Below are 25,886 nucleotides of genomic sequence, written 5' to 3'. Positions count from 1 at the left end.
ATCCATTATGCGTTCGCGTATTTGGCAAGGAAGCAGTGTCGTGGTGTTGTCATGGCTGCTGCTTGCCTGCTCCTCCAGTAAAAATGCAGCTCCGGTAGATGGTGTTGATGAGGGGCAGTTTGTCTCGACCATTCCGGCTCGCCAAAGCGGTGCCCAGGTCAGCGCCCCCATTCAGGGCGGCAGCTATGTGGTGAAGCGGGGCGATACCCTCTACTCTATCGCCTTCAACTCCGGCAACGACGTGCCGTCGCTGGCCAGCCTCAACAACATCAGCCCGCCCTACAACATCTATCCGGGGCAGCGACTGCGACTCGATGGTTCCAGCGCCAGTGTTGGCAGCAGCCGCAGTGCCGGTACCTATGAGGTGCGCCGCGGCGATACCCTAAGCAGCATCGGCCGCCAGTTCGGCATGACGCCGCAGGCGCTGGCCCAGAGCAACAATCTGAGCGCCCCCTATGCGCTGCAACCGGGTCAGGTGCTCAATGTCCAGACTGCAGGCGGCGGTTCGACCCAGATGGTGGCTGCGACTCGTCCGGCCACCGTGACACCGGTGGCCGTGAGTCGTCCGAGCAGCGGTCCGCGTCCGTTGGCCGAGCCGAGTGGATCTGGTCAGACCACGCCATTCATCTCTCAGAAATCCGTTGCTCCGGCAGCACCGAAGGAATACGCTCAGGTCAAAGAACAAAAAACAAACAACTCCCAGTCGAGACTTGCTTGGCACTGGCCCGCAAAAGGCCGGATTGTCGAGGGGTTCTCTGTTGCAGAACAGGGTAACAAGGGGATCGACATAGCCGGCCAGAAGGGGCAACCCGTCTACGCCGCCAGCAGCGGTAAAGTGGTATACGCTGGCAGTGCTTTAAGGGGGTACGGCAAGCTGATTATCCTCAAGCATGATGATGACTATCTCTCCGCTTACGCACACAACGACGAGTTGCGGGTGAAGGAAGGGGACAGCGTCAAGGGGGGCTCGGTCATTGCCAACATGGGTAGCACGGACGCGCCGGATGTGCGATTGCATTTCGAGATCCGGTACAGAGGCAAGTCGATCAATCCGATGAGCTATTTGCCAAAGCGTTAACCCCAGAGAGACCGTCTTACTCTGGTAACGTCAGGGAGACACACCATGAGCCAAGAACAACTGGTAATGCAGGATGCAGAGTTAGAGTTTGACGCTGAACCCGAATCTCACGAGGTAGAAGAGTTGCAGGAGGTAGCCGCCGAGGCGGACGAGACTATCTCCGATGAGTTGCTGGCACCTGAGCTGAACAAGGTGATGGATGCCACGCAACTCTATCTGGGGGAGATAGGTTTCTCCCCGCTGCTCACTGCCGAAGAGGAAGTCTACTACGCCCGTCGTGCCTTGCGCGGTGACAAAGCCGCCCGCAAGCGCATGATCGAGTCCAACCTGCGACTGGTGGTGAAAATCGCCCGTCGTTACAACAACCGCGGCCTGGTGTTGCTGGATCTTATCGAAGAGGGCAACCTCGGTCTTATCCGTGCGGTCGAGAAGTTTGACCCCGAGCGCGGCTTCCGTTTCTCTACCTATGCTACCTGGTGGATCCGCCAGACCATAGAGCGGGCCATCATGAACCAGACCCGTACCATCCGTCTGCCCATTCATGTGGTCAAAGAGTTAAACGTTTACCTGCGCACCGCGCGCGAACTCTCTCACCGTCTAGATCATGAACCGACCGCCGAGGATATCGCCTTCGCGCTGGATCGTTCGGTGGATGACGTGAACCGCATGCTCAAGCTCAACGAGAAGATCACCTCGGTGGACACCCCCATAGGCGGCGATCGCGACAAGGCGCTGCTGGATGTGCTCTCCGACGAGCGCGGCATGGGGCCTGAGCTGGAGTCACAGGAAGATGATATGCGCAGCAGCATTGTCCACTGGCTGGAGGAGCTCAATCCCAAGCAGCGGGAAGTGCTGGCCCGTCGTTTCGGTCTGCTGGGCTACGAGCCCGCTACCCTCGAGGATGTGGGGGCCGAGATTGGCCTGACCCGCGAGCGGGTACGCCAGATCCAGGTGGAGGGGCTGCGCCGTCTGCGGGAGATCCTGCTGAGCCAGGGGCTCTCCATCGAGGCGCTATTTCGTACCAATTAAGCATCCGCACCAACTGATCAGCGCATCAGCCAGATAGCACGAGGGGAGCAACAGCTCCCCTCGTTTTTTATTGCCTGTCGTCTGGCGATGGCTTCGCGGTTATACCAGCTCAGCCAGCATGGTGTCGGCGTAGGGCACCAGTGCTTCGCCATTTTTCACTTTGGCGAGATAGTCCGGGTTGGCGATAAGCGGACGACCGATAGCCACCAGATCGAAGCGGTTAGCCTCGATGGCCGCAGCGGCGCGCTCGGCGTCGTAGTTGCCCACCCCGACCAGATTGCCCTTGTAGTGGGCGCGCAGATAGTCGGAGGCGCGGCCACCCAGATAATCGAAGGTGAGGTTGTCATCAAAGATGCCGAGGTGGATATAGGCCAGCGGGCGATCGTTCAGCTTGCCCAGCAGGTAGTCAAACACGGCGCGATCTTCCGGGCTGCCCGCCAGATGGACATAGGCACCCGGGGAGAGGCGAATACCAACCCGATCACCGCTGATGCGGGCGCTGATTGCATCGACCACTTCCAGCGCGAAGCGGCTCATCTTTTCCGGGCTGCCACCGTAGTTGTCGGCGCGCAGGTTGGTGGAGTGGTGCAGGAACTGGTCGATCAGGTAGCCGTTGGCACCGTGGATCTCCACCCCGTCAAAGCCCGCCTCGATGGCGTTGGCTGCGGCTTGGGCGTAATCCAGTACCAGCTGGGCGATTTCGGCCTCGGTCAGGGCGCGTGGCACCTGATAGGTCAGCTCGCGCATGCGGGGCACAGTGCCCTCGTGCGCCACGGCAGAGGGGGCCAGCACTTCAGCCTGATGGAAGAAGGGGTGGGAGAGGCGACCGACGTGCCACAGCTGAGCGAAGATCTTGCCACCCTTGGCGTGCACGGTGCTGGTCACTCTCTTCCAGCCATCGATCTGAGCCTGGGTGAAGAGGCCCGGGGTATTGGGGTAGCCCTGCGCGTCGGGGCGGATGATGACGGCCTCGGAAACAATCAGGCCGATGTCGGCGCGGCGGCCGTAATAGGCTGCCATCTGCTCGGTCGGCACCAGACCTGGGCCTGCCATGCAGCGGGTGAGCGGGGCCATCATGAAACGGTTGGCCAGGGTCAGAGTGTCATTGAGTCGATACGGCTGAAACAGGGTATTCATGATAGGTTGTCCTGAACGGGTTATTCTTGAACGTGCATTCAAGACGTTTTTTGCCTCGGGCGCAAGCTTTTTTTGAATGCACGTTCAAGAAGGTTGGCCCGAGCGGGCGGCTGGGGTAAACTTGCCGCCCTTTCCAGCCACTCTTTATCGGCGGGCTCTGTTGCCCCTTGCCGGTGAACCATTTCCCACGGGAGGAACCATGCGCATAGCCGAGTTTGATCGGGACGAGGTACTGCGAAATGCCATGGAAGCGTTTCGCGCCAAGGGATATGCCAAAACCACCATGCAGGAGCTGGTGGCAGCCACCGGCCTGCACCCGGGCAGCATTTACGGCGCCTTTGGCAACAAGCGCGGCCTGCTGCTGGCGGCGGTGGATCACTATGTCGAGGGTAAACGCACCCTGCGCCGCTCCCTGCTCGACAACCCGAGCCCGCTGGCGGGCCTTGCGGCCTATCTCGACCGGATTGTAGGGGAGGCGCTCTGCGGCTCCTGTCTGGTGACCCGCACCATGATGGAGCTGAGCGAACAGGATGAAGAGCTGACCCAGCGGGTCAAGGGGATCTACGGCGAGCTGGAGCAGGATCTGGCCGAGTTGCTGACACAGGCGCAGGCCAAGGGTGAACTGGCCCCGGATAGCAATATCCACACCCTCACCGCCCTGCTGCTGATCAACCTGCAAGGGCTGGTCACCTTCGCCCAGTGCCGCCCCGATCGTCCCCTGCTCGACGACGTGGTCGCCCAACTGATGCGGGCCCTGCGGGCGTAACGCGATACCGCAGAAACAACAGTGGCTCCCTCGGGAGCCACTGTTGTTTCTGGTCTCAGCCCTTGCTGGGCTTTTCCATCAACCTTTGTTGCCATACGCCGCGGCCTTACCTCGGCCCCACCAGCTCCTTCATCAAATCTTTCAGCCATACCAGCGCCGGTTGCTGGGCATGAACGGGGTGCCAGACGCAGTTGAGGTGATAATCCGGCACATCTTCGGGCAGCGGCAGGCTTTTCAGCGGCCAGTGGGTGGCGAGCAGCTCGGCCACCATGCTGGGCAGCACCAAGAGGTGATCGCTCTGGCTGACGATGGCGGCGGCGGACATATAACTCTGGCTGTTGACCGAGATGGTGCGGCTAAAGCCCTGACTCTTCAGATAGCGGTCGAGGCTCGCCTCCGAGGTGCCCAGCGGCGAGTGGAACACGTGGGGCATGGCGATAAGCTGCTGCAAGGTGATGCGCTCCTGCCATTGGGAGGGGTCATCCTCGGCACCGGCGGGGGCCGATTTGGCAATGGGCAGATCGGCGCGCACCAGCCCGGCCAGCGGCTCGGTGAGCCAGGTCTCTTTACCCAGATACCCCGGCACCTGCATGTACTCGTCAAAGCCCAGCACCAGATCGATCTCGCCACTTGCCAGCTCGGCTTCGGGCAGGGTGTCGCGCAGGATGCGGATCTCGATGGTGACCCCCGGCGCCAGCCGTCTGAGCCGCTGAATAAGCGGCGGGATCAGCACGCACTCCACGTAATCTGTGGTGCAGAGCACGAAGCGCCGCTTCGACTGGCTCGGCTCGAACTCTTCTTCCTCGGTGAGCTGCTGCTCCAGCAGCCGCAGTGCCTGCTGCACCCCGAGATGCAGCCGCTGGGCACGCGGGGTCGGCAGCATCCCCTGCGGGGTGCGTACCAAAAGCGGGTCGCCGAGAAAGGTGCGCAGCCGGTTAAGGGAGTGGCTCATGGCGGGCTGGCTGATAAAGAGCGCTTCGGCGGCGCGGGTGACACTGCCCTGCGTCATCAGGGCGTCAAACGCGAGCAGCAGATTGAGGTCGAGCTGGTGCAGTTTCATGGGGGGGATTATTCGCCGTGTTTATGGGACAATCCATCCTATTCATTTGATGGATGGGGGCGCAACGTCTTAATCTGCGACCCACTCTTATTTTTCCGGGTTCCCGCGCCGCATCGGGCGTAAACGGGGGCCTCAATCCATGCAAGGAGCCTTGCGATGAGCATCAAGACCATTAACTCCACGCCGGCCGCCGACGGCTTCACCATGCCCGCCGAGTGGGCGCACCAGCAGGCCGTCTGGATGATCTGGCCGTTTCGCCCGGACAACTGGCGCGTAGCCGGTCGCTTCGCGCAAGAGACCTTCGCCAAGGTGGCCGATGCCATCGGTGGCGCGACTCCGGTCTTTATGGGGGTGCCGGCCCAGTTTATGGAGCAGGCCCGCGCCATCATGCCCGCCCACGTCACTCTGGTCGAAATGGACAGCGATGACTGCTGGGCCCGCGATACCGGCCCGACCATCGTTACCAACGCTGCCGGCGAGTGCCGTGGCGTGGATTGGGGCTTCAACGCTTGGGGCGGCCACAAGGGTGGTCTCTACTACCCGTGGAATCAGGATGAAGAGGTCGCTGCCCAGATGCTGGCCCAGCACGGCATGGCTCGCTACGACGCGCCGCTGATTCTGGAAGGGGGCTCCATCCATGTCGATGGCGAAGGCACCTGCCTGACCACCGCCGAGTGCCTGCTCAACGAAAACCGCAACCCGCACCTGACCAAAGATCAGATCGAAGCGCACTTGCGCGACTATCTGGGCGTCACCAGCTTTATCTGGCTGGACGAAGGTGTCTACATGGACGAAACCGACGGCCACATCGACAACATGTGCTGCTTCGTGCGTCCGGGTGAAGTGGCCCTGCACTGGACTGACGATCAGAACGATCCCCAGTACGTCCGCTCCGTGGCCGCCCTCAAGGTGCTGGAAGCGGCGGTCGATGCCAAGGGTCGCAAGCTGAAAGTGTGGAAGCTGCCCCAGCCGGGCCCGCTGTTCTGCACTGAAGAGGAGTCTGCCGGCGTCGAGAGCGGCAGCGGTGTGCCGCGCGAGGCAGAAGGCCGTCTGGCCGGTTCCTACGTGAACTTCCTGATCACCAACGATCGCATCGTCTACCCGCTGCTGGATGCCGCCACCGATGGCGAAGCCCAGCGCATTCTGGAAGAGATCTTCCCGGAGCACACAGTGATCGGCGTACCGGCTCGCGAGATCCTGCTGGGCGGTGGCAATATTCACTGCATTACTCAGCAGATCCCCTCCGGCAAATAAGAACCGGATGACGATCCTGCTGCGAGACCGTGATCAAGGCTCATGTGCTGCTCGGAAGCCTCACGTATGTTTATACGCTCCGGTTCCTGCGCTGCTCTTCACCTTGCTGACGGCCTCTCGCGACGGGTCGTAAACCGGTTTACGCCAGCTGAGGTTGGTATTCAAAACCCCACGCCGTGGGGTTTTCTCTCTTGATGGTGTGATGGTCGCAGGCGCAGATGCGGCGATCATCATGACAAACAGTCACCCTTTTACAGGAGATCCCCATGATCGAAGTGACCGAGGTTTCCATTGCCGAGCTGCGTGCCGCGCTCGAATCAGGCCGCACCACAGCGGTCGAACTGGTCAAGGCCTATCTGGCCCGGATCGAGGCCTACAACGGCCCCGAGACTGCCACCAAACTCAACGCCGTGGTGGTCGCCAATCCCGATGCGCTGAAAGAGGCCGAGGCTTCCGATGCCCGCCGCGCCCGTGGCGAGACCCTGAGCCCGCTCGACGGCATCCCCTACACCGCCAAAGACAGCTATCTGGTCAAGGGGCTGACCGCCGCCTCCGGCAGCCCAGCCTTCAAGGAGCTGGTGGCCCAGCGCGATGCCTTTACCGTTGAGCGCCTGCGCGCCGCCGGTGCCATCTGCCTTGGCAAAACCAATATGCCGCCGATGGCCAATGGCGGCATGCAGCGCGGCGTCTATGGCCGTGCCGAGAGCCCCTACAACGCCGACTATCTGACCGCGCCCTTTGCCTCCGGCTCCTCCAACGGCGCCGGTACTGCCACCGCCGCCAGCTTCTCCGCCTTTGGTCTGGCGGAAGAGACATGGTCGAGCGGCCGTGGCCCGGCTTCCAACAACGGTCTGTGTGCCTACACCCCATCCCGTGGCGTGATTTCGGTGCGCGGCAACTGGCCGCTGACTCCGACCATGGATGTGGTGGTGCCTTATGCCCGCACCATGAACGATCTCTTGGAAGTGCTCGACGTAGTGGTCGCCGACGATGCCGACACCCGTGGCGATCTGTGGCGCATGCAGCCCTGGGTGCAGCTGCCCAAGGCCTCCGAAGTGCGTCCGGCTTCCTATCTGGATCTGGCTGCCAAGCCCGATGCCCTCAAGGGCAAGCGCCTCGGCGTACCGCGCATGTTTATCAACAAGGATGAACTGGCCGGCACCAGCGAAAACCCCGGCATCGGCGGCCCGACAGGTCAGCGCATCCATACCCGCGAGACCGTGATTGCCCTGTGGGAAGATGCGCGCAAGGCGCTGGAAGCCGCTGGCGCCGAAGTCATCGAAGTGGACTTCCCGCTGGTCTCCAACTGCGAAGGGGACCGACCCGGCGCGCCGACCGTGTTCAATCGCGGCATCGTGAGCCCGGAGTTTCTCAATGACGAGCTGTGGGAGCTATCCGGCTGGGCGTTTGACGACTTCCTGCGCGCCAACGGCGATCCCAAGTTGAACAAGCTTGAGGATGTCGATGGGCCGAAGATCTTCCCCCACGATCCGGGCACCCTGCCGAACCGCGAGGGCGATCTGGCGGCGGGCATGGACGAGTACGTCAATATGGCCAAGCGCGGCCTGAAATCCTGGGACGAGATCGCCACAGTGCCGGACGGTCTGCGCGGTCTGGAGAAGACCCGCAAGCTGGATCTGGAAGACTGGATGGACGGGCTTAAGCTCGACGCCGTGCTGTTCCCGACAGTGGCCGATGTTGGCCCGGCTGACGCGGATGTGAATCCGGCCTCCGCCGATATCGCCTGGAGCAACGGCATCTGGGTTGCCAACGGTAACCTTGCCATTCGCCACCTCGGCGTACCGACCGTCACCGTCCCCATGGGCATCATGGCCGATATCGGTATGCCGGTGGGCCTGACCTTCGCCGGTCGCGCCTATGACGACAACAACCTGCTGCGCTTCGCCTCGGCCTTCGAATCCACCGGCAGCAAGCGTATGGTGCCGCCACGGACGCCGCCGTTGGTTTGATCGCTACAGCTGGCCTGATAGTTGTTAGATCAGGCACAAAGAGAGAGGGAGGCATTATGCCTCCCTCTTTTTTCGTCCATGTTCTGGCTTTGGCCATCACACCCGGATGTTCTGGCCCGCGCCCATTTCCCTTTTTGTCACAGGCGGGGTCTGCTCATCCTGGAACAAGCTGGCCTCCCACTCGTGGGCCTTCTCCAGCAGATCGGCGAGGCGCTCCCTGATCTGCTGCGGACGATAGCTCCCCAGCGCTATCCGGGAGAAAAACGATACCCGCTCGGTGCCCGGATAGATGCCGACCCCGTAGCCATGGCGCAAGGGGGCGAGGGCATGCTCGCCAAAGCGCAGGAACAATTCGCGCGACAGGCGCTCGGGAAGATCGCTCGCCGTGGTCACCGAGAGCACCAGTGCCATCTCGTCGGGTTGAGCCACGATATTGACCACAAAGGGGGCGCTCGCTTCCTCTGCTGCTCGCTGGATCTCGAACGTGCAGACGCCGTTTTCATCGAAGGCCAGCGGCTCGACCGACAGCTCGGCCACGATTTTCTGATAGATATCCAACACAACACTCCAGTCCGGTTGCCCGGTCGTCTTCGAAGGGGCAGGGCAAGATCATAAAGAGACGGCCCGCCACCGAGCGGGCCGGGCCGTCATCCATATTTATGGCAAGGGTTACACCTTGATATTGAGTGCTCGGCCCTCTTCCAGCTCGAACATCCGGACATCGCTCACCGGATTGTCGTTAAAGCGCACGCTTTTCTTCATCTTGGCGGCGACGTTCTCCCCGTCCGATGAGCCAGTACGCTCTTCGACCAGCGGTGAGGTCTTGTTGGCGCGGGTGTTTGCCTCGGTCAGGGCGTCCAGCTCGGCGGTGGCTCTTTGCTCAAACAGCTGGACGAAGCTGCGATTGAACTCGGCATTGACCTTGGCGTTGAACGCCTCCGATTCATGGCCCAGCGTATTCAACGCCGAACTGAGTGCCTCACCCGAGAGTGACTCGTGCAGGGCGATCGTCCGCTCGATCACCCGACTGCTCAGCATGCTGAAGATGGCATCTTTACCGTTGATAAAGCTGGAGAAGTGCTGCTGCACAAAGCTCAGTGAGTCCTTATCCAGCCTCTCCAGACCGAGGCGCTTCTTGTTGGCATCTGTGATGTCGGCCATGGTCGCCGTTTTGGGATCGCTACCCGGCTTCAGATATTGGGCCTCGTTCTTGAACTCGTTGACGGGCTGGTTAAAGGCTTGCTTCACAATCTTCTTGACTTGGCCAAGTTCGGTCAGCTGCCGCTGCACCTCGGACTGAATTTGAGTGGCCCGGGTGGTGAGCGCACTCTCCCCCTTGGTGGTGGCGCGGCTAAAGAAATCGACCACCGCATTTTTGATGCGGCCCAGCGTGCTTAAATGGGCCAGGTCCCGTTGTACGGAGACATCCCCACTCTTGCCGATATGAATGGTGTACTCCTTGCCTTCACCCAGATGAAGGGCAAGCTTCTGATTGCTGCCGGGATTGACGTTGGCGAGCTGCAGGCTGTCGATAGCCTTCAACATCACCGGGGTAGCTCCATGAATAGCCATGACCTTGGTTCCTTATCTCACTAACAAGCGATACATCTGGCCTGCATCATACCCGTCAGTGAAAACGGCGTTTATTAGCCATGGTTGCACTATTTTAGTTTGGGGCTGGTCTGTGTTGGCTGTGTGTGAGGGTAACAGTTTGCTGTGTTGCCTCGGCGTTGAGTCCACCGGCAGCAAGCTAATGGTGCCGCTGCGCACGCCGCTGTTGGTGTGGATTGTGGCTCTGAATTAAATCCTTCATGTTCTTTTTTAAATAAAAACCACCCGTTATTCAGGTGGTTTTTCTATATAAGAATACTCAAGCTCATCTAGAATATAAACATATTTTATAATAAGGTTACCATTTCAAAATCGAAGTGATTTCTTTGTTTTTTGGTATGAATTGTGAGTTGCCATCAAAATGAATTATCATCATCGAAGGCGTCATTTTGACCGTTTTTTTCTATTGGCTTACCATTTTTAATTTTATGCTCTTCATGTTGATATGTAACACCCTTTATTTCATGGATGACTAATGAATTGATGTCTAGCTGCAAAGATATATTGGTTTGTTCCTCTGTACCTATGCCATAGAAATGTTTTCTTTTGGTCTTTACTTCTTTTTTACATATCTCAGGAGATAAATATTGATGATATGATTCATCATCGTAATCGTATTCGTACATTGTAACTGCGTATTCTGTTGTTTTGTTTTCAGCGCCGGCTACAGCAGAGGACTTAGTGAATAACACTATATTGTAGCTAGACTCATTACTATTTTCATCGCCTGCTTTTTGAGTTGATTTGAACTTTATACCATCAAGAGCATTCACTTCAGAAACGGAAAGATATTCAGACACAGCTTGAGTTATCAAGTATTCGCTATCTGTTCTCGCCCCTGAAATGGGAATGGTGAGCTTATATGATAATCTTTTTAAGAATGATGATATTGCGAGTTTTTCGGTCGTCGCAGGATCAAATAGACTATCCGTTGACGGTATTAATTTGTCTAAAGCAGATATATCTAGTATCCGTAGTGGCCTTACTGGCTTGAACTGAGCAACAACAACATAACTACCTACGGCAGGCCTTACCTCTGCAATAGCTATATCAGAAGACATAGCTCCATAGAAAACAGGTATTCCCTGTGCATTCATTCGACCTGATGTAGCATATTGATGAGGTGGTGGTCCAAATTCATTTTCAGGATGTTTTAAGGCATTCTCAACTTTATCTAGGCTATCAAATACTCGGGCTCTAAATAATGAAGTATTACTATCAATGTAAGTTATCGCATTGCTGCCATCATGCGTTATATGTGATTCAAGATCGCTAAATATTTGTTCAAAGAAGGCTTTTACATGAGAATTGAAAAATCTAGCTTCACTCTGCAATGATGTTTTAATCTCTTCCCATTTGACGTCTAACTCTTCTGTTAAATGATGAGTTCTCTTGTAAGTAAAATCATCATCGTATGTGATTGTACAGTCATAATGGTCATTGTAATTTTCTTGCAGAATTTCATGAAGATCTGATTGGATTTCATCATCTACGCCAAGGCATTCATAAATCACTTCTTCTGCTGATTCACCAAACACATATCCATAATATAAATCTCCATTAGTCCTGCATGTATAGTATAGTGAAAATACATTATGCATAGGTTCTGCTAAGTCATCTAGTGGGATTGTTTTACGCCTGCTTTTACAGTAGCTGCATCTATGGATGTTTTCACCATTTGTTTTGATAAGCTTACTGATATACTCTTCACTCACGCATTTGTAGCAAATAAATTTCTCACAAGACATAGTTTAAATACCAATGATAATTCTTTAAATATTTCACAATGGTACTATCTTATTAATTTATAATCACTCCCTGAGATACCGTCACAGATCACATTTCAGGGTTGTAGGTACGAATAGCGAAGCGTATTCGGACAATCGCGAACAGGTTGTGGCCGATAAGCAGGTGATATTCAGAGTTGCCTGCTGGTTTTGTCATGACTCGGTGCACGGCGGTAAACGGACGATTACGCTGCGCTAATCGTCCCTACATGATGTGGCTTATTGTTACCTCCCCCTCATCCCCAGCCCTTCTCCCGCAAGGGGAGAAGGGGGCAAATATGCGCCTCTGATTTGGTCTGGCAACCGGGCTTGGAGTTGGCACGGGCCATCCCCTCACCCTCTCCCTCGGGAGAGGGTGAGGGGCAGCTATCAGTGTTGTCGGTTCGTTTTGAGCCTGTACCTCTCTCCACTCTGCGCACCGCCAATCGCCATCTTTGTCGTGGTTCGCAGTCGATCTCCCCCTGATTTTTTTCTGAATTCCATCTGACTTCACCTTCTCTTCACACAACCTCATTTTCCCCTCACAAATCCTCCGTATCTTCTGCCCACTGCTTAAAAGGCCCGGCTTGCCACAGGGGTGGCGAGGGGGCGGTTGGTTCGAGGGAGCAAGATGATGAAAGGTTGGATGAAGTGTGGATTGGCCGGGGCCGTGGTGCTGATGGCGAGTTTCTGGGGTGGCAGCGTGCGGGCGGCGGGGATCTCCCTCAAGCAGGTGAGCGGCGCTGTTTACGTGGTTGAAGATAACTACTACGTAAAGGAAAACTCCATGGTCTATTTCGGGGCCAAGGGGGTGACTGTGGTGGGTGCGACCTGGACGCCGGATACCGCCCGCGAGCTGCACAAGCTGATAAAAAGAGTCAGCAGCAAGCCGGTGCTGGAGGTGATCAACACCAACTACCACACCGATCGGGCGGGCGGTAACGCCTACTGGAAGTCCATCGGGGCCAAGGTGGTGGCGACCCGCCAGACCCGGGATCTGATGAAGAGCGACTGGGCCGAGATTGTCGCCTTTACCCGCAAGGGGCTGCCGGAGTACCCGGATCTGCCGCTGGTGCTGCCCAACGTGGTGCACGATGGCGACTTCACCCTGCAAGAGGGCAAGGTGCGCGCCTTCTTCGCGGGCCCGGCCCACACGCCGGACGGCATCTTTGTCTACTTCCCCGACGAGCAGGTGCTCTATGGCAACTGCATCCTCAAGGAGAAGCTGGGCAACCTGAGCTTTGCCAATGTGAAGGAGTATCCGCAGACCATCGAGCGGCTCAAGGCGATGAAGTTGCCGATCAAGACGGTGATTGGCGGCCACGACTCGCCGCTGCACGGCCCCGAGCTGATTGATCACTATGAAGAGCTGATCAAAGCGGTGCCGCAGTCATAAGGGTTGTGCGCCAGACTGGCAGCAAGCCGTGCCATCGCTGCAATCAGCAGCCATAAAGGCACACCACAAAAGGCCCTCTTTCAGGAAATAAGCGGGCCTTTTGCGTTTGCGGTTTTTTTGGTGGCTGTGAGTGCGTGGCATTAACGCTGTTCAAGGGGGGTGGGCTTTCATAAGATGGCCCTCTCTCTTTTTCCTGAAAGTTATCCATTTTCGTTATGCAATACGCCTCTCTCGCGCGCCTCAAGCAGGCCTTTATCACCGGGATGTGGGCCTCGCTGGTCAGCATCGTTATCGGCTTCGCCTTCAAGGTGTGGCTGGCGCAGTGGGTCGCCAAGGGGGAGCTGGCGCTGTTCAACAGCGTGGTGGATTTGATCTCCCTCTCCTTTATCCTGATGACAGGTTTTCGCTCCTCCATGGTGGTGAGCTACTCCCAGACCAAGAACGATCGGGACATCATCAATATCTTCCGCTACTTCCTCATCGGCATCGTGCTGCTCACCTGGGGGGCGGTTATCCCCTATATCAAGCACGGGCTCCATATCCGGGTGGAGTATCTGCAACTGGTGGGGGTCATCTTCGGGCTTGGGCTCAAGGTCTACTTCACCAATCTGGTGGCGATGTACCGGATGTATGAGCTCTCCAACCGGGTCACCTGGCTGGAGCCGCTGGCCAACGGTCTGCTGTTTATGGCCTGCTATTTCGGGCTGGGGATGGATGCGCTTGCCTCGCTCTTCTACGGGCTGACCTTCTCGTCGCTCGCCATCGCCGGTTATATGTATGTTTCGCGGCGCCGGGCCATCGCCACCAAGCCGCTCGCCAAGGTGGCGCTCGGCCCCGAGATGGTGAGCTATGTGAAGAAGAGCTTTACCGCCTCCCTGGAGGCGGGGGCCAGTATCCTGATGATCTACATCACTGTGCTGCTCACCATCCGCCACTTCAGCATCGACGAGCTGGGGGATTTTCAGGTGGTGGTGCGCCCCATCTTCACCTATATGACCACCTTGTTTGTCTTCCCCATCTACCGCTTTGTGCTGCCTGAGCTGGCGGTCAATCTGCGCAATGGCGACCACCGCCAGATCCGGATGATCCGGCGCTGGATATTCCGCCTCTCCGCCATCGTCAGTCTGGCGTTCTTTGGCTTGATGCTGCTGGCGGGCAAGCCGCTGGTGCTGTTGTTCTTCCCTGCCGACTACGTGGGGGCGGTGCCTGTGCTGTTCCACTTCTCCATCTTCTTCATCTTTATGATGCTCAACGGCTATCAGCTCGCCTATATCAAGGCTCACGGCCACTTTACCCAGAGTTTGTTGATCCGGCTGGCGGGCATAGTGGCGCTGGTTGCCGCCTACTATCTGGTGGCCGAGTTCACCGCCAACGTGGTGGCGATTATCGTGGCGCTGGGCCTCGGCTATATGGTGATGTTTATCCTCTCGACCCTGGCGGAGCGGCAGATCTTGCGATCCCTGCCACTGGTGCTGGCGACCCGCTAGGGTGCTACTCGCCAAGAGCTGGCTTTGGTCAGATAACAAAAAACGCCCGTGCGGGCGTTTTTTATTGGCGGCGCTGGGCAGCTTAGCGTTTGCCCTTGCCCCCCTTGTTGCCAGCGAGGGCCTGCTTTCTGGCGCGCTGCTTCTGGGCCGCCTTGCTATTGCGGCGCGGCTCGGGCTCGAAGCGGGTGAGATCCGGCTCAAAGCCCGGAAACCACTGCTGGGGCAAGCGGGTGTCGAGCACAGCTTCCACCTTCTCCAACAGCGGCGCATCTTCCGGGCTGAACAGGGTAATGGCGAGCCCCTTGTTGCCGGCGCGGCCGGTGCGACCGATACGGTGGACGTAATCCTCGGCCACAAACGGGAACTCGAGGTTAATCACATAGTTGAGATCGCTGATATCGAGGCCGCGGGCCGCCACGTCGGTGGCGACCAGCGCCTGCAAGGTGCCGGCGCGAAACTCCAGCAGCACTTTTTCTCGCGCGCTTTGCGACAGATCGCCGTGGAAGGCCAGCGCATTGATGCCCGCCTTGCCGAGCTGCTGGGCCAGCTTGTCGGCCCCTTGACGGGTGCGGCTGAAGATCAGCGCCGGTGCCCACCCTTTCACTTTCAGCATGTGTTCGACCAGCGCCAGCTTGCGATCACTGTCCACCGTGTAGACCCGCTGCTCCACCTCGGCCGCCGTGGTGTTGCGAGGTGCCACTTCAATCAGCTCGGGGTCGCGTAGCAGCACCTTGCTCAAGGCAAACAGATTGTCATCGCAGGTGGCGGAGAAGAGCAGGGTCTGGCGATCCGCCGGGATCTGTTTGAGCAGCGCCTTGATCTCGTCCATAAAGCCCATGTCGAGCATGCGATCCGCCTCGTCAAACACCAGATGGCGCAGCGCCGCCAGACTCAATGCCCCCTGACGCAGATGGTCGAGCAGACGGCCCGGGGTGGCGATCAGGATATCCACCCCGGCTTGAAGCGCCTCCACCTGCGCCGCGATACTCACCCCGCCGTAGACCAGCGTGCTGGTGAGATCTGTGCCCTGGCCGTAGCGCGCCACACTCTCGGCGACCTGCACCGCCAGCTCGCGGGTCGGCACCAGCACCAGTGCGCGGATCGGGCGCGGGGACGCCATTTGCGGCTGTGCCAGCAACTGCTCCAGCAGCGGCAGCACAAAGGCGGCGGTCTTGCCGGTGCCGGTCTGGGCGCCTGCCATCAGATCCCGCCCTGCCAGAATGACGGGGATGGCGCGAGCCTGAATGGGGGTCGGTGCGGCATAGCCCAGTTCGCTCAGGGTCTGCTGCAAGCGGGGGGAGAGGGCCAGTTCGGCAAAGGAGGTCGTGGACATAGAAGGCACCAGTCGGGGTTATCGCGGCCTGCGGCCACGATGCAGTGAGTGATCGTGGCCGCGATGGTAACAGAAGCTGGGGGAGCGGCAGAAGGCGGCTATGCCTCTGCGTCGTCCGGCAACGGGCGGATCAGCCGGATCTTTTTGCCCTCGTAGCAGGCGATGTTGTGCTTGCCGTGCTGTTTGACGTGGTAGAGCAGCTCGTCGGCCAGATGCACCGCCTCGGTGACGGTGAGGTAGTCGCGAATGCGGATCACCCCGGCGGAGAAGGTGATGGGGGTGGGCAGCTCGGGGATCCCCAATGGCCGATCCAGCAGGCGACCAGCGGAGTGGATCATCATCTCGTCATCCTCCATCCCCTTGAACAGCACGATAAACTCCTCGCCGCCCCAGCGGATGGCGCTGTCCACCTTGCGGATATTGCTTCTGAGGTGGCGAGCAAAGGCGACCAGTGCCAGATCCCCGACGCCATGGCCATAGGTGTCGTTGATCGACTTGAAGTTGTCGATATCGAGGATCATCAGGTAGTCGTGCTCATGGAGCAGACTCTGGCAGAGCACATCCCGGCGTGGCAGCCGGGTCAGGTGGTCGGTGTGCGCCAGGGTGCGCAGCCGCAGGTAGATCTGCTTCCAGGCCACCATGCCCAGCAACAGCACGATGAGATAGACCTTGAAGGCCGCACTTTGCAGGGCCAGCTTGACGAAATCAAACCAGCTGTAGGACCACTTCAGATAGAGATCATCCCCCGCCTTGGTGCGCATAAAGGGTTTGCTCAGGCAGAGATGCCTCGGGCGGCATGGCTCGGCGGCTTCAAACGATATGTTGGTGCGGGTCGGGTTGATGGTGTCGAAGGGTCGCAGCACATCGTTAAATGCTTCATCGACGGCGATATCGATACCGAGCAGCCCGTATTTGTAACCGCCGCGCCCCGACTGATGAATGAAGGGGAAGTACATCACTATGGTGTTGCGCATGCTGAAGCTGTCGATCTCGATATCGGAGACAAAGGCTTCATCGGCGCTGCACAAGGGGCGTCCGGGCGCAAAGCTGGCGCAACCGAAGTAGTGATACCAGGCGGGCAGTGTCATCAGATCCACCTTGATCGGCGCCAGTCTGGCGGGCAGCACATTGTTGTCGGCCACCATGCCGATCAGCCGGTAGTCATTCCAGATGGTGTAGATATTGATCACCTCCGGGTAGGAGAGGGCATAGCGGAAGGTGTTGAGGATGTTGGCGGCCGGGTATTGCAGCGGAATATCGGCAAAGCGGTATTTGCTTTTGAGGTCATACCCGTAGAGATAGTCGCTGCCGACGCTATTCGGGGGCGGTGGCTGATCGAGCAGATGGTGTTGTGCCAGATAGCTGGTGATGTTCTCCACCTTGAGGATCTTGGCTCGCTGGTAGAAGACCTCGAACACGTTCTTCTGTCTGGCGGTGATGAGATCCATGTCGTGCTGGATAGTGAGGTAGGTGTAGTAGAAGACAGTGCCCAGCCCGGTCAGGGCGAGCAGGGCCAATCCGGCCACTTTGACGATGAACTGGCGAGCAAACGCCGGTGGCCAGCGCAAGGCTGGGGGGTTACCTGAAAATAAGGTCATAGGTGTCTGGTTAGAGTACCGATAGGGGCGCGGGCGCCATACGGGCAAAGTATACGCGAATGAAATCCCGACAGGATCCACCGACAAACCTTGCCAGAAGCTGAAGCCCTCACCACTTATTTATCCCTACTCCACGATCAGCACGCTCTCGCTGGCCAGATGGTGCAGCCACTCCCTGACGATCAGCAGCACGGCCGCAAAGTGCTCGTCGCGGGGCAGCAAGCTGGCGGCGAGGGGATCCCCTTCCGCCATGGCGGCCAGCTGGCCAAAGGCTTGCTCCACCAGATCCCGGGCGAGCTGGTTGTCCCCCAGCACTTCGGCCAGCGACGGCTGGCTGCGCAGGGTCAGCTGCAAGCTGGGCGGGATCTGCGGGGCGATGCGCATCAGCTCATCTTCCACCACCATGATGGCCCGCTCCAGTTCGAGCGGGGTGGGTGGCGCGTGGCGAAACGGTCCGGGCTGGATGGCGTGGGTGCCAAAGGCCAGCGGGTAGTGTGACGGGGCCGCATCTGGCTGGCTCAGCCAGAGCTGACTGCTCTGTTCACCAATCTCCAGCAGCAGGGTCATCATCTCCGGTACGGGTTGTGTCATGGTTCTGAGCTCCTGTATTGTAAACGTTTTCCTATTCTGCCTTTGATACCCCCGCCGCCGACGTTTGGCGAGCACAATTTCTGCGAGTCGTCCCTCACTTTGTTGCAAACCCCTTGCAAAAAAATCCATTGATGGCAGTCTGGATGTCTAAATGGCTGTCGCCGTTTCGTTATCCTCAGATGATTCAGGAGTTCAGATATGGATCTTCGCACCGCTCCCCGCGCCATTGCGCTCGCCCTCATGCTGGCAAGCGGCATCGCCGCCGCCAACGAAGCGCTGGTGATCCAGACCGATTTCGGCCTCAAAGATGGCGCCGTGTCGGCCATGAAGGGGGTTGCCTTCGGGGTGGATCGCACCCTGCCGCTCTATGACCTGACCCACGAGATCCCGGCTTACAACATCTGGGAAGCCTCCTACCGCCTCTACCAGACCCTGCAGTATTGGCCCAAGGGCACAGTGTTTGTCAGCGTGGTGGATCCCGGTGTCGGCACCGAGCGCAAGTCAGTAGTGCTCAAGACCAGGAGCGGCCACTACATCGTGACCCCGGACAACGGCACCCTGACTCTGGTGGCCGAGCACTTCGGTATCGAGGCAGTGCGCCAGATTGACGAGAAGCTCAACCGCCTCAAGGGCTCCGAGAAGTCCTACACCTTCCATGGCCGCGATGTGTACGCCTATACCGGCGCACGGCTCGCCTCCGGCGCCATCAGCTACGAGCAGGTCGGCCCGCTACTGCCTGCCGAAGTGGTGAAGATCCCCTATCAGCCTGCGGTAGCCGAGAAGGATGGCACCCTCAAGGGCACCATCCCGATCCTCGATGTGCAGTACGGCAACGTCTGGACCAATATCGACGATGCTCTGCTGACCAAGGCGGGGATCAACAAGGGGGATAACGCCTGCATCAAGATCCGCGAAGGGGATGTGGTCAAATATGACGGCAAGGCGCCTTACGTCAGCAGCTTCGGTGACGTGCCGGAAGGTCAGCCGCTGGTCTACCTCAACAGCCTGCTGCAGGTGTCGGTGGCGCTGAACATGGACAGCTTCGCCGCCAAGCATCAGGTTCAGTCCGGTGCCAACTGGCATATCAGCCTGAAGAAGTGCTCCTGAAGATTGTCGGGCTTTCGACAAGCGGGTTTGAAGCAAGAGAGGGCAGCCAAAGAGGCTGCCCTCTCTCATTGGGTGGTAAGGCGTTGCTGATAAGGAGTTGTTGTCAAAAAGCATATTAATTGAATGCAATTGATAATGATTGGTATTTGGTTGGATAATCGCGCACTTGTCTGACCACCCAACCATACCGAATGAAAACCAGCCTTTTACTGCTCAGCCTGCTGGCTCTGACCGCATGCAATGACAATCACAGCAATACGTCTGTGACCCCCTCACCCGATGTGACCCCACCGGTCGTCAAGCCGACCGAACCGCCCATCACGCCGCCAATAGTACCGCCGGAAACTCATACCCGGGTGCCTCTGACCATTGAGGTCAATGTGGCCGATCGGCTGGGGGCGGGGGCACAGCTCGAGGTGAGACAGGTCGCCACCGGGATCCGCGTGCAGCAGGCCATCGAACCGGGCCAACCTGTCAGCATCACTTTGCCAGCAGGTCTGCAACTGGATCAGCCGCTGGAGCTGCTTGGTAGCGACGAGGGCTATCTGCTGCGAGCGGTATCGGTGCGGGTGGCGGATCTCTCGGCCGGGATCACTCTGGCGCGCCGCAACAGCGTGCCGCGGCTGGGGTTGAACGAGGAGGAGACGGCGCTCTTCCTGCTGGCGGATCAGAGCGGAGATGGTTCCCTCAGTCAGGCCGAGTGGGGTAGGGCAGAGGAGATCCGCGTGCAACAACAGGCGGTCATTGAGGATTACGCTGCCTTCCTGCTGGCCCAGCGCCAGCCGGGTGCCGTGCTCGACTATGCCGACAGTTGGCAGATGCTGTTGGCCCTGCGCGATGACAAGCAGGCACGCAGCTGGTATCAGCGCAGCAACAGCGCCCAGATCCAGTCCGCCCGTACCCAGCTCTATCCCGCCAATCCGAGCCAGCCGGACGAGCCGGAGACGGCAGATCTGCTGCGCCTCGATGAGCAGGGGCAACTGGTGGTGCGTGGCCCCTGGCTGTGCCTGCACGATGTGCGCACGGTCAGCGGGGTCAAGGGTAGCCAGTACTGGCTGTATGGCAGTGACACCAGTGCGTTGAAGGTTGCCAGCCAGCCACAACTGGCTGCGGGGCTGACCGCTTGCGGCCGCAGCGACTGGCGCCTGCCGACCCTCACCGAGTTCGAACGGCTGCTGAGCAGTGACAAGTCGGCATGGCGCTATCCCAATACCTTTGCTGTTGGCCTGCCCGCCCAGATCTGGCTGCAGGATGGTGCGGGTCAACCCCGTCTCTATCAACTGGCGACCCGAACCTGGCTGGATGAGGGAGAAGGCAGTCTGCTCTGGTATGCGCTGGCCCCCTATCCGGTGCGCCCCTCCGTGGTGCGCGACAGCAGCAAGCCGGACATGGCGGCCCTGCGTGCCCAGTACAGCGGTGCGTCAGCCCAATGGCCTGCAGCCCGGGTGGATGAAGGGGTGGAATGGCAGGAGCTGGGGCCGTTGCCGGCGGTTCCCTTCCCGGCCGACAACCCCTATAGCCGGGCCAAGGTGGTGCTGGGTCAGCAGCTCTTTTTCGACAAACAGCTCTCCAAGGGGCGGGACATCAGCTGTGCCAGTTGCCACGATCCGCAAAAGGGGTGGAGCGACGGCCTGAGCGTCTCGGTCGGTCATCTGGGCCAGAAGGGGAATCGCAACGCTCCTTCCATCCTCAACAGCGCCTTCAGCTCGACCCAGTTCTGGGATGGGCGGGTCGCCACGCTGGAGGAGCAGTCGCTTCACCCGATCCAGAACCCCATCGAAATGGCGCTGAGTCATGACGATCTGCTGGCCCGCTTGCAGGCCAGCCCCGACTATCAGGCTGCTTTTGCCACCGCCTTTGGCGATCAGGGGATCACGCTGGAGCGGATCGCCAAGGCGATCGCCACCTTCGAACGCACCATCATCAGCCGAGACAGCGATTTTGAGCGCTTCGTCAAAGGGGATAGTCAGGCACTCAGTGACAAGGCGCTGTGGGGGATGCACCTCTACCGCACCGATGGCCGCTGCATGAACTGCCACTCCGGCCCGCTGCTGAGTCAGCACGGGTTCGAGAGTGTGGGGCTCACCTATTACGGTCGTGGCAAGCTGGAAGATCGCGGGCGCTTCCTGCAGACCCGCAACAAGGCGGACATCGGTCGCTTCAAGACCCCCAGCTTGCGGGACGTCGCCTTTACCGGCCCCTATATGCACAACGGCATCTTCCCGATCCTGGCCCAACGTATCGGCGGCTCGGTGCAGGGGGTGGTAGCCATGTACAACTTTGGCGTGACCAAGTGGAGCAGCGGGGTCGGCTTCCCGACCGGTGCGGATCAATATGATCCCTTCTTCCCCAAAGCCTCCGATCACCTGCATGCTCTTGGCCTCAGCAATGACGAGCTCGATGCCATCGGCGAGTTTTTGCGCAGCGCCTCGGTCGAGCCGCGCCGCACTCCGGCCACGGTTGTCGAGCTGGGGGTGAGTGAGGCGGATGACCCGACTCCGGTGGGGGCGGTGATCACCGGCTTGGCCGTGCTGCCTGCCCAGCCTCAGCTGGAAGTGGGGCGGACGCTTCCTCTGCAACTGCAGTGGCAACTGAGCGATGGATCTCTCGGCCCGCTCGATGGGCCTGTTGATTGGCGCAGCGAACAGCCGGAGTTCGCCACCGTGAGTCCGCAGGGCGAGTTACGCGGTGTGGCGGTCGGTACGGCACGATTGGTGGCGACCACGGCTCGTCACACGTTGACCGTGACGGTGCAGGTGGTGGATGCCCAGCCCGATTTTGCCCGGGGCTGTCGTCAACCCGAGCTGGTGGCGGGCAAGCTGGCCTTTGTCTGCCAGTTGACCAGGGACGAGGCGGATCGTCTGTCCATCTCCTATGACGGTGTGAGCAGTGACAGTGATGGTGACTACAATCCCTTCCCGCTGGAGTATGTGACCATGGGGCAGGCGCGGGCGCGGGATTACTGCCAGCAGCTGGTGGCGCGCGGCCACGATGACTGGCGTCTGCCGACCCGGGCCGAGCTGGAGGTGCTGTTTGCCGCTTACAACAAGGATGGTGCGACGGATCAGTTGCTTCAGCAGCAGGGGTGGCCGCTCTACAACCGCTACTGGAGTAGCGATGCAACTGCCAATGACGATGGTGAGTTGCCGCTGCTCGACCTGAGCACTGGTGATCCGCTGTGGGATCTGGCGGACGAGGCTCATGCAGCCACCTGCGTCAGGGCCATCTAGCCTTCATAGATAGTCAGATGAAAAACGGGCGCCTCGGCGCCCGTTTTGTTCTCTGGGAATACAGAGGGATCAGAACTCGTTGGAGAGCGCCTTGTACCCTTTGACCAGATCGATGTTGGTGTGAGCCACATCTTCGGAGAACTCGGCGGCATCCACCGAAACCCGCGGGATATGGGTCAGATCGCTCTGCTGGTTGATGCGGGTGGTGGAGGGGACGTAGAACTCCGGCGGCAGATCGCAGCCATCGATCACCGAGTTGTGACGCACCACGGCACCGTCACCGATATGGCAGTTGAACAGCACGCTGTTGAAGCCGATAAAGACCCGGTTTCCCACTTCGCATGGCCCGTGGACGATGGAGCGGTGGGCGATGGAGGTGTACTCGCCGATGGTGACGGCGGCACCGGATTTGGAGTGGATCACCACGCCATCCTGAATATTGGAGTTGGCGCCGATGACGATGGGTTCCATATCTCCACTCTCATCCACCTCGTCGGCACGGATCACCGCATAGGGGCCGACAAAGACATTCTCTTTGATGATCACCTTGCCGCAGATGATGGCGGTCTTGTCGATATAGGCGGATTCGTCGATGACAGGCAGATGGCCGGAGGGATTCTTGCGGATCATGTTACATCCTGTGGTTGCTTGAAATGATGCGGTGGCGCACCCGGCGCCAAGATGCCAGCTTACGCCTCGTTAGTATCCGGTGAAACCCCGAAGTGGTCTGACCCTTGTCGCAAGCCTTGGCGGGAGCACTGTTTCCGCGTGCTGGAATATGGGAGCATTGCAGCCATTCCCGAGTTGGTTGAAATGGACATATATAGATGAAGAAGATGATTGCCCTGCTGGCGGGTGGTTTGTTGCTCTCCTCGGCCGCACAGGCCAAAGGGGAGGCGGGGGAGTTTGACTATTACGCCATGGCGCTCTCCTGGTCGCCCGAGCATTGCGCCGTCAAACCGGCGGATCGGGACCAGTGTTCCCGCAAGCTGGGGTTCGTGCTACACGGGCTCTGGCCCCAGTACGATCGCGGTTACCCCAGCAACTGCACCCGCGAACGGCTCAATCCCGATATGGAGAGCGAGTTTGCCGACCTCTACCCCAGCCGTTTCCTCTATCGCCATGAGTGGGAGAAGCACGGTACCTGCTCTGGCTTGAGCCAGCAGGCCTTCCATCAGCTGGCGAGCGATTTGCGCCAGAAGGTGAAGATCCCGGCGGCTTATCAATCCCCGGAAGAGCCGCTGCGCAAAACCAGTTTCCAGCTCAAGGCCGATCTGGCGAGCGCCAACCAGTGGCTGGCTCCCGACAACATCACGGTGGCTTGCGCCGATGGTGGCCGCTTCCTGCGGGAGATCTACATCTGCGTCAATAAAGAGGGGACGGATGCGGTCACCTGCTCCGCCGAGATGCAAAAGCGCGAGCGCCGCTCCTGTGGTCAGCCGGACTTCCTGCTGCGCAGCGTGCGTTAAGCCTCCACTCTCTTCATCGGGTCCCTTGCGGGCCTGATGTGTAACCATAGCTATCGGAAAGGAGTCTGACAGATGGATGGCAACAACCGGTTTGGCCCGCAAGAACGGGCAATGCTGCTCGGCGTGAAAGGGGTAGGGCCGACCGTTATCGGGCGGCTCGAACAGCTTGGCTACTATACTCTGGCCGGATTGGCAGAGGCCGACACCGCCTATATCGTCCAGCTGGTGGCCAGCATGCTGGGCTCGACTTGCTGGCAGAACAGCCCGCAGGCGCGCAGTGCCATCGATGGCGCCATTGCGCTGGCCCGCGCACATCTGGCGGCGGACGCGACAAACGGGGTGAATGGATGAGCCTCTTTAGCGAGCTGGGAATGCGTTATCCCATTATTCAGGCACCGATGGCCGGTGTGCAGGGTAGCGAGCTGGCGCTGGCCGTGACCCGTGCGTGCGGCTTGGGCTCCTTGCCTGCCGCCATGCTCACATCAGCGGAGCTACGCAACGAACTGGGGCGTCTTGCCCAAAGTGGTCTTGGGCCATTTAACATCAACTTCTTCTGCCATCGGCAACGGGAACCGGATCCCGTTGCACTGGCCCGCTGGCAGCAGCGGTTTGCTCCCTACTACGCCGAGTTCGGCGTACAGCCCCCAGCTGTTACGACGGCGCCAAGCCGTGCACCTTTCAATGAGGATCATGCCGCCATGGTGGCCGAGTTCAGACCGGCGGTGGTCAGCTTTCACTTCGGCTTGCCCGCGCCCGAGCTGCTTGTCCAAGTGAAAGCTGCGGGGGCCAAGGTATTTGCCAGTGCCACCACGGTGGCGGAGGCCGTATGGCTCGCTCAACACGGCGCCGATGCCATCATCGCTCAGGGATTGGAGGCGGGCGGTCATCGCGGTCATTTCCTCTCCGATGATATCGCCTTGCAGCAGAGCACCTTGACCCTGCTGGCGCAGATCCTCGCGGTGACCGATCTGCCGGTGATTGCCGCTGGCGGTATCGTCGATGGCAAGGGGATCGCCAACGCGCTAGCAATGGGGGCGAGCGCCGTGCAGATGGGCACCGCCTTTCTCTGCTGCCATGAAGCGACCACCTCGGCGCTGCATCGCGCTGTCCTCCACTCGCCCCAAGGTCAGCAGACGGCACTGACCAATCTGTTCAGTGGCCGTCCGGCGCGGGGTATCGTCAACCGTCTGATGCGTGAGCTGGGCCCGCTCTCGGATCTTGCCCCTCACTTCCCCTATGCCAGTGGCGCACTGGCACCGCTGCGTGCCGCCGCCGAGAAGGCGGGGGACAGTGGCTTCTCTCCGCTCTGGGCTGGCCAGAATGTATCGGGTTGCAGGGATCTTCCTGCCAGCGAGCTGATAGCGTGCTGGGTCAAAGAGGCTGGATTGGGATAAGCACTGCTATATACGCCTCTTTATATAGAAGCGGCCGTTGGTGCAGTGCGTCGGACGCGACGGTGCTGCGATGATGGATGAGTGCCTGTTCCCTTGTGAGGCGCTTATCCGGAGACAAAACCCCGCATTTTACCCTTGTCTGTGGATAAGTCTGTATAAAGGCTGTGTGCTGATATGAATAACTAATAAATTGCACTTTTTTGCAATTTTATTGCGGCAAAAGCTTGCCAATGTGAGCTGGATCTCTATAATGCGCCTCCATCGACACGGCAAGCGGCAACGCAAACAACCGAGTCGGTAACCTCGAAAAGCCTTTGCAAATAAGGCTTGACTCGAGAAGGCGGTTGAGTAGAATGCCACTCCCGCAGCAGCAAAAGCTGCGTCGCTCTTTAACAATTTGAATCAAGCAATCTGTGTGGGCACTCACAGCATCGAGCATCAAAACAATTTTTGATATCAATGTCTGATGAAGTGACCAAAGCAACTTTATGTTGCAGCAGTTAATTCAGCAATTCATTGAGCCGCCTTAATTGGCAACCAAACTTAAATTGAAGAGTTTGATCATGGCTCAGATTGAACGCTGGCGGCAGGCCTAACACATGCAAGTCGA

At 59.1% G+C, this 25,886-nt stretch carries 21 protein-coding genes and 1 rRNA gene; 13 read left to right on the top strand and 9 right to left on the bottom strand.

Annotation, left to right across the window (positions count from 1 at the left end; all coding sequences use genetic code 11):
* The first annotated feature begins 7 nt into the window (after positions 1–7).
* On the top strand, positions 8–1,078 hold the full coding sequence (locus OKC31_RS05850; RefSeq protein ID WP_043821617.1) for a LysM peptidoglycan-binding domain-containing protein: 1,071 nt from the start codon (positions 8–10) through the stop codon (positions 1,076–1,078).
* 45 nt (positions 1,079–1,123) lie between these two features.
* Positions 1,124–2,107, top strand: coding sequence for an RNA polymerase sigma factor RpoS (rpoS, locus tag OKC31_RS05845; protein ID WP_005335504.1), 984 nt, complete (start codon positions 1,124–1,126; stop codon positions 2,105–2,107).
* Positions 2,108–2,206: 99 nt separating this feature from the next.
* On the opposite strand, the gene OKC31_RS05840 is transcribed toward rpoS, so the two are convergent.
* On the bottom strand, positions 2,207–3,244 hold the full coding sequence (locus OKC31_RS05840; RefSeq protein ID WP_270656488.1) for an alkene reductase: 1,038 nt from the start codon (positions 3,242–3,244) through the stop codon (positions 2,207–2,209).
* A 199-nt stretch (positions 3,245–3,443) separates the two neighbouring features.
* Here OKC31_RS05840 and OKC31_RS05835 point away from each other — a divergent pair, with 199 nt between their 5' ends.
* Entirely contained in the window at positions 3,444–4,010 is a 567-nt protein-coding gene (locus tag OKC31_RS05835) for a TetR/AcrR family transcriptional regulator (protein WP_005335495.1), read from the top strand.
* Between the two features lie 106 nt (positions 4,011–4,116).
* On the opposite strand, the gene OKC31_RS05830 is transcribed toward OKC31_RS05835, so the two are convergent.
* Positions 4,117–5,070, bottom strand: coding sequence for a LysR family transcriptional regulator (locus tag OKC31_RS05830; RefSeq protein ID WP_033115874.1), 954 nt, complete (start codon positions 5,068–5,070; stop codon positions 4,117–4,119).
* A 156-nt stretch (positions 5,071–5,226) separates the two neighbouring features.
* On the opposite strand from OKC31_RS05830, the gene aguA reads away from it, so the two are divergent.
* Both aguA and OKC31_RS05820 read left to right on the top strand, forming a co-directional pair.
* Positions 5,227–6,324: an agmatine deiminase gene (gene aguA / locus OKC31_RS05825; protein WP_270656486.1), complete on the top strand. Its 1,098-nt coding sequence runs from the start codon at positions 5,227–5,229 to the stop codon at positions 6,322–6,324.
* A 266-nt stretch (positions 6,325–6,590) separates the two neighbouring features.
* Positions 6,591–8,294 carry an amidase gene (locus OKC31_RS05820; RefSeq protein ID WP_270656485.1) on the top strand — a complete coding sequence of 568 codons (1,704 nt, stop codon included), beginning with the start codon at positions 6,591–6,593 and terminating at the stop codon, positions 8,292–8,294.
* A 96-nt stretch (positions 8,295–8,390) separates the two neighbouring features.
* Here OKC31_RS05820 and OKC31_RS05815 read toward each other — a convergent pair whose 3' ends face one another.
* From OKC31_RS05815 to OKC31_RS05805, 3 genes are all read right to left on the bottom strand, one after another.
* Complete coding sequence (locus OKC31_RS05815) at positions 8,391–8,855, bottom strand: CesT family type III secretion system chaperone (protein WP_270656484.1); 465 nt, start codon at positions 8,853–8,855, stop codon at positions 8,391–8,393.
* 108 nt (positions 8,856–8,963) lie between these two features.
* On the bottom strand, positions 8,964–9,866 hold the full coding sequence (locus tag OKC31_RS05810) for a hypothetical protein (RefSeq protein ID WP_270656483.1): 903 nt from the start codon (positions 9,864–9,866) through the stop codon (positions 8,964–8,966).
* A gap of 395 nt (positions 9,867–10,261) precedes the next feature.
* The gene (locus OKC31_RS05805; protein WP_442865749.1) at positions 10,262–11,506 is read right to left on the bottom strand and encodes an RES family NAD+ phosphorylase; all 1,245 of its coding nucleotides are present in this window, start codon (positions 11,504–11,506) and stop codon (positions 10,262–10,264) included.
* Positions 11,507–12,302: 796 nt separating this feature from the next.
* Between OKC31_RS05805 and cphA the strand changes: the two genes are divergently transcribed.
* Both cphA and OKC31_RS05795 read left to right on the top strand, forming a co-directional pair.
* On the top strand, positions 12,303–13,067 hold the full coding sequence (gene cphA / locus OKC31_RS05800; protein ID WP_270656480.1) for a CphA family subclass B2 metallo-beta-lactamase: 765 nt from the start codon (positions 12,303–12,305) through the stop codon (positions 13,065–13,067).
* Between the two features lie 215 nt (positions 13,068–13,282).
* Positions 13,283–14,554 (top strand): hypothetical protein, encoded by a 1,272-nt coding sequence (locus tag OKC31_RS05795; protein ID WP_236303466.1) that lies wholly within the window; start codon positions 13,283–13,285, stop codon positions 14,552–14,554.
* A gap of 82 nt (positions 14,555–14,636) precedes the next feature.
* On the opposite strand, the gene OKC31_RS05790 is transcribed toward OKC31_RS05795, so the two are convergent.
* From OKC31_RS05790 to OKC31_RS05780, 3 genes are all read right to left on the bottom strand, one after another.
* Positions 14,637–15,887 (bottom strand): DEAD/DEAH box helicase, encoded by a 1,251-nt coding sequence (locus OKC31_RS05790; RefSeq protein WP_270656479.1) that lies wholly within the window; start codon positions 15,885–15,887, stop codon positions 14,637–14,639.
* Positions 15,888–15,985: 98 nt separating this feature from the next.
* On the bottom strand, positions 15,986–17,455 hold the full coding sequence (locus OKC31_RS05785; protein ID WP_333563517.1) for a GGDEF domain-containing protein: 1,470 nt from the start codon (positions 17,453–17,455) through the stop codon (positions 15,986–15,988).
* 156 nt (positions 17,456–17,611) lie between these two features.
* Positions 17,612–18,076 carry a hypothetical protein gene (locus OKC31_RS05780; protein ID WP_270656477.1) on the bottom strand — a complete coding sequence of 155 codons (465 nt, stop codon included), beginning with the start codon at positions 18,074–18,076 and terminating at the stop codon, positions 17,612–17,614.
* Positions 18,077–18,274: 198 nt separating this feature from the next.
* Between OKC31_RS05780 and OKC31_RS05775 the strand changes: the two genes are divergently transcribed.
* Entirely contained in the window at positions 18,275–19,183 is a 909-nt protein-coding gene (locus OKC31_RS05775; protein ID WP_270656476.1) for an SAM hydrolase/SAM-dependent halogenase family protein, read from the top strand.
* 191 nt (positions 19,184–19,374) lie between these two features.
* Positions 19,375–22,413 carry a cytochrome c peroxidase gene (locus OKC31_RS05770; RefSeq protein WP_270656475.1) on the top strand — a complete coding sequence of 1,013 codons (3,039 nt, stop codon included), beginning with the start codon at positions 19,375–19,377 and terminating at the stop codon, positions 22,411–22,413.
* A gap of 69 nt (positions 22,414–22,482) precedes the next feature.
* On the opposite strand, the gene OKC31_RS05765 is transcribed toward OKC31_RS05770, so the two are convergent.
* Positions 22,483–23,043, bottom strand: a complete 561-nt coding sequence (locus OKC31_RS05765) for a gamma carbonic anhydrase family protein (RefSeq protein WP_005335471.1) — start codon at positions 23,041–23,043, stop codon at positions 22,483–22,485.
* A 197-nt stretch (positions 23,044–23,240) separates the two neighbouring features.
* Here OKC31_RS05765 and OKC31_RS05760 point away from each other — a divergent pair, with 197 nt between their 5' ends.
* The 4 genes from OKC31_RS05760 to OKC31_RS05745 form a co-directional block, all read left to right on the top strand.
* Positions 23,241–23,882 carry a ribonuclease T2 family protein gene (locus OKC31_RS05760; RefSeq protein ID WP_265061437.1) on the top strand — a complete coding sequence of 214 codons (642 nt, stop codon included), beginning with the start codon at positions 23,241–23,243 and terminating at the stop codon, positions 23,880–23,882.
* Positions 23,883–23,954: 72 nt separating this feature from the next.
* A complete protein-coding gene (locus OKC31_RS05755) occupies positions 23,955–24,233 on the top strand; it encodes a helix-hairpin-helix domain-containing protein (RefSeq protein ID WP_270656474.1) in 279 nt (92 codons plus the stop codon).
* Complete coding sequence (locus OKC31_RS05750; RefSeq protein WP_270656473.1) at positions 24,230–25,276, top strand: NAD(P)H-dependent flavin oxidoreductase; 1,047 nt, start codon at positions 24,230–24,232, stop codon at positions 25,274–25,276. The genes OKC31_RS05755 and OKC31_RS05750 overlap by 4 nt, the downstream gene beginning before the upstream one ends.
* 545 nt (positions 25,277–25,821) lie before the next feature.
* Positions 25,822–25,886: ribosomal RNA gene (locus tag OKC31_RS05745) — 16S ribosomal RNA — on the top strand; the annotation flags it as partial.

The sequence above is a fragment of the Aeromonas sp. Y293-4 genome (assembly GCF_027705905.1).
GTDB classification, from domain to species: Bacteria; Pseudomonadota; Gammaproteobacteria; order Enterobacterales; family Aeromonadaceae; genus Aeromonas; species Aeromonas veronii.
This window is presented reverse-complemented; position numbering and strand designations above follow the sequence as displayed.

Coding starts and splice junctions, on each gene's coding strand:
- OKC31_RS05850 (WP_043821617.1), top strand. CDS start 8: ATGCGTTCGCGTATTTGGCAAGGAAGCAGTGTCGTGGTGTTGTCATGG.
- rpoS (WP_005335504.1), top strand. CDS start 1,124: ATGAGCCAAGAACAACTGGTAATGCAGGATGCAGAGTTAGAGTTTGAC.
- OKC31_RS05840 (WP_270656488.1), bottom strand. CDS start 3,244: ATGAATACCCTGTTTCAGCCGTATCGACTCAATGACACTCTGACCCTG.
- OKC31_RS05835 (WP_005335495.1), top strand. CDS start 3,444: ATGCGCATAGCCGAGTTTGATCGGGACGAGGTACTGCGAAATGCCATG.
- OKC31_RS05830 (WP_033115874.1), bottom strand. CDS start 5,070: ATGAAACTGCACCAGCTCGACCTCAATCTGCTGCTCGCGTTTGACGCC.
- aguA (WP_270656486.1), top strand. CDS start 5,227: ATGAGCATCAAGACCATTAACTCCACGCCGGCCGCCGACGGCTTCACC.
- OKC31_RS05820 (WP_270656485.1), top strand. CDS start 6,591: ATGATCGAAGTGACCGAGGTTTCCATTGCCGAGCTGCGTGCCGCGCTC.
- OKC31_RS05810 (WP_270656483.1), bottom strand. CDS start 9,866: ATGGCTATTCATGGAGCTACCCCGGTGATGTTGAAGGCTATCGACAGC.
- OKC31_RS05805 (WP_442865749.1), bottom strand. CDS start 11,506: ATGCATAATGTATTTTCACTATACTATACATGCAGGACTAATGGAGAT.
- cphA (WP_270656480.1), top strand. CDS start 12,303: ATGATGAAAGGTTGGATGAAGTGTGGATTGGCCGGGGCCGTGGTGCTG.
- OKC31_RS05795 (WP_236303466.1), top strand. CDS start 13,283: ATGCAATACGCCTCTCTCGCGCGCCTCAAGCAGGCCTTTATCACCGGG.
- OKC31_RS05790 (WP_270656479.1), bottom strand. CDS start 15,887: ATGTCCACGACCTCCTTTGCCGAACTGGCCCTCTCCCCCCGCTTGCAG.
- OKC31_RS05780 (WP_270656477.1), bottom strand. CDS start 18,076: ATGACACAACCCGTACCGGAGATGATGACCCTGCTGCTGGAGATTGGT.
- OKC31_RS05775 (WP_270656476.1), top strand. CDS start 18,275: ATGGATCTTCGCACCGCTCCCCGCGCCATTGCGCTCGCCCTCATGCTG.
- OKC31_RS05770 (WP_270656475.1), top strand. CDS start 19,375: ATGAAAACCAGCCTTTTACTGCTCAGCCTGCTGGCTCTGACCGCATGC.
- OKC31_RS05765 (WP_005335471.1), bottom strand. CDS start 23,043: ATGATCCGCAAGAATCCCTCCGGCCATCTGCCTGTCATCGACGAATCC.
- OKC31_RS05760 (WP_265061437.1), top strand. CDS start 23,241: ATGAAGAAGATGATTGCCCTGCTGGCGGGTGGTTTGTTGCTCTCCTCG.
- OKC31_RS05755 (WP_270656474.1), top strand. CDS start 23,955: ATGGATGGCAACAACCGGTTTGGCCCGCAAGAACGGGCAATGCTGCTC.
- OKC31_RS05750 (WP_270656473.1), top strand. CDS start 24,230: ATGAGCCTCTTTAGCGAGCTGGGAATGCGTTATCCCATTATTCAGGCA.